This is a genomic window from Defluviitalea phaphyphila (assembly GCF_001466305.1).
In the GTDB taxonomy this organism is placed as follows: Bacteria; Bacillota; Clostridia; order Lachnospirales; family Defluviitaleaceae; genus Defluviitalea_A; species Defluviitalea_A phaphyphila.
Genome location: NZ_JWID01000053.1, coordinates 1 through 2,116, shown reverse-complemented (window position 1 = coordinate 2,116; position 2,116 = coordinate 1). Strand labels below are relative to the sequence as shown.

Annotated in this window: 4 protein-coding genes; all 4 read right to left on the bottom strand. The window is 29.3% G+C overall.

The features are described from left to right. Nucleotides 1-293 precede the first annotated feature (293 nt). Complete coding sequence (locus OM90_RS12010) at nt 294-503, bottom strand: hypothetical protein (protein ID WP_058487093.1); 210 nt, start codon at nt 501-503, stop codon at nt 294-296. An 18-nt stretch (nt 504-521) separates the two neighbouring features. Further along, entirely contained in the window at nt 522-959 is a 438-nt protein-coding gene (locus OM90_RS13295) for an IS110 family transposase (protein ID WP_058487094.1), read from the bottom strand. 449 nt (nt 960-1,408) lie between these two features. Beyond that, nucleotides 1,409-1,843, bottom strand: a complete 435-nt coding sequence (locus tag OM90_RS12000; RefSeq protein WP_058487092.1) for a hypothetical protein — start codon at nt 1,841-1,843, stop codon at nt 1,409-1,411. 17 nt (nt 1,844-1,860) lie between these two features. Beyond that, a partial coding sequence (locus OM90_RS12920) for a hypothetical protein (protein ID WP_160323682.1) occupies nt 1,861-2,116 on the bottom strand: 256 nt, incomplete at its 5' end.

Genomic DNA, 2,116 nt, shown 5'->3' with positions numbered 1-2,116 from the left:
AATATTTGATAATAATTCTAAAAATAATTAGTCAAAAGTGTTAAAAATTATTTTTGCAAAAATGTTAAAAAAGATATTGACATTAACAGGAATTAATTTCTATACCATACCTTTCTTTACAATCACATTCTACTTGAACCAACTTGCATTCACCTCCGGAATATATACTTGATTGCCACCACCTAACAATTGACTTTCACCACCATTTATTGTTTAAATTGCCGCTGTACCTTCATATATTACAGTACCTTTAGTATTTATCGATTCCAGCAATTTGATTTAGTGTAATGTTGCTAATCTTTCCACTCTTGTGGAGAATTAGGACAACTCTTACAAATTTCGTATATGTCATCTGTTGTACTTCCTTTTTTTACATTCTGTTTAATTTCCACAAGATATTCTTCCCTTTTCAGTTCCATTAATTCATGAATTATCTCAATACAAATACCTTCATTTATTTGACTCTCATATATCAAACAATATCCATTAAAAATATTACTCACTATTTCTCGTTCTCCACCTCACTGTTCTACTATAACCTTTGGATTCTTGAAAGTATTTAATACTGTTTCACTACTAACTGATTCTGTCTTGTTTTTCATCATTCCATAGATTATATTTACTAATCTTCTTTGAATATATATAAGGACTTGTGTTTTTGTCTTGCCTTCACTTATCTTATTTTGATAGTATTCAAATAGTATTGGATTTCTTGGTCTTTTAGTACCTTTAGTTAATTGAATTTGTTGCATTGCTAGGGAATATAATACTCCATTAAGGGTTCTATTACCTTGAGTTCCTTTAGTATCTTTACCTTTCCCAGCAGAAGAAAATCTTGTTGGTGCTACTCCTGCATATCTTGCTAGTTTATTAGCGTTTCTAAACCTATTTATATCACCGAACATAACTTCTAACCGATTCATCTCTACTAGACTGATATTCTCTATAGATATCTTCATCTCCTTCAACTAACTTTAAGATACTCTCTTCTTTTCTTGTCAAACAAGCATTGCTACTTGAAAGGTCGTTAGTTCTTTAATACAAGTATTTTTAAGGGTAGATGGAGAAGGATACTTATACCAAAAGGCTAGGCAGTTTTCCCATCAATCTCGCTAAAGAACTTCTTGTAACTTATATAATTCTTTACTAATTATTCATGGAGTTGTATCTTTGCCTTTGCTAGTGCTTTAACCATAGCACTTCTTCTATATACATATAAAGGCATATTTTAATCTATTTTTCATAATCACCACTCCTTGTATAATATATTTAGTTTTCAATATCCAAACACTTATATATCTCTACAAGAAATGGTGGCGACCTCAATTACAGCGTCAACCTAAAGTGGTCCGCAAGAGAACGACAACCTATCCAACTGTTTAAAACATTATAGGTGCATTTTTTCACATTATTTAATATTTAATATATCAAGAGCAGCCTTACTATTAGGCATCTTTTCTATAACTTCTTGAGCAATTTTTTTGGCTTCGTATTCGCTAATTAATCTTTCTGGCAAATTATAAAATAGTAATATATATTCTTTATAACTTATATTATTGGGGTCTAATTCAATTGCTCTTCTCGCATGGAATAAAGCACTATTATATGCTCCAGTAACATGACATAAAGGCATAGAAAGTAATTCTGAAGCAATATAATGTAATTCTGAACTTTCTTCTTTGCATAACATATTATATACAAATGAATATACAATAATATTTTCGGTTTCATAGCATAAATCAATTAATAATTCTCTTATATATCCAATATCGAAAGATTTTGCAATCTTTTGTGCTTCATCAAAATTACCATCTAAAATTAATTTTTTTATTTTTTCATCCATAAATATGACCTCCAAATTTATTTTCTGACCCATGCATCTGATACTTTTATAATGCCATTTTTTAATTTTACATAAGTACCCTCAACAATTTTAGTTCTGGCATTATCATATAACTTTAACAAATTCTTCGATGTATTCCCTGAAAGATTAGATACTTTTGCAACGCCTGCAGGACATTCTTGACATATTATTTTACTTGTTATATTGTTATATATTACATTATTTAAGTCATCCCATAGATCTCCTCCTTTTTTAAGAACTATTTTTATTCCT

Excerpts from the sequence above, each read along its gene's own strand:
- OM90_RS13295 (WP_058487094.1), bottom strand. The coding sequence starts at position 959 with ATGAAGATATCTATAGAGAATATCAGTCTAGTAGAGATGAATCGGTTA.
- OM90_RS12000 (WP_058487092.1), bottom strand. The coding sequence starts at position 1,843 with ATGGATGAAAAAATAAAAAAATTAATTTTAGATGGTAATTTTGATGAA.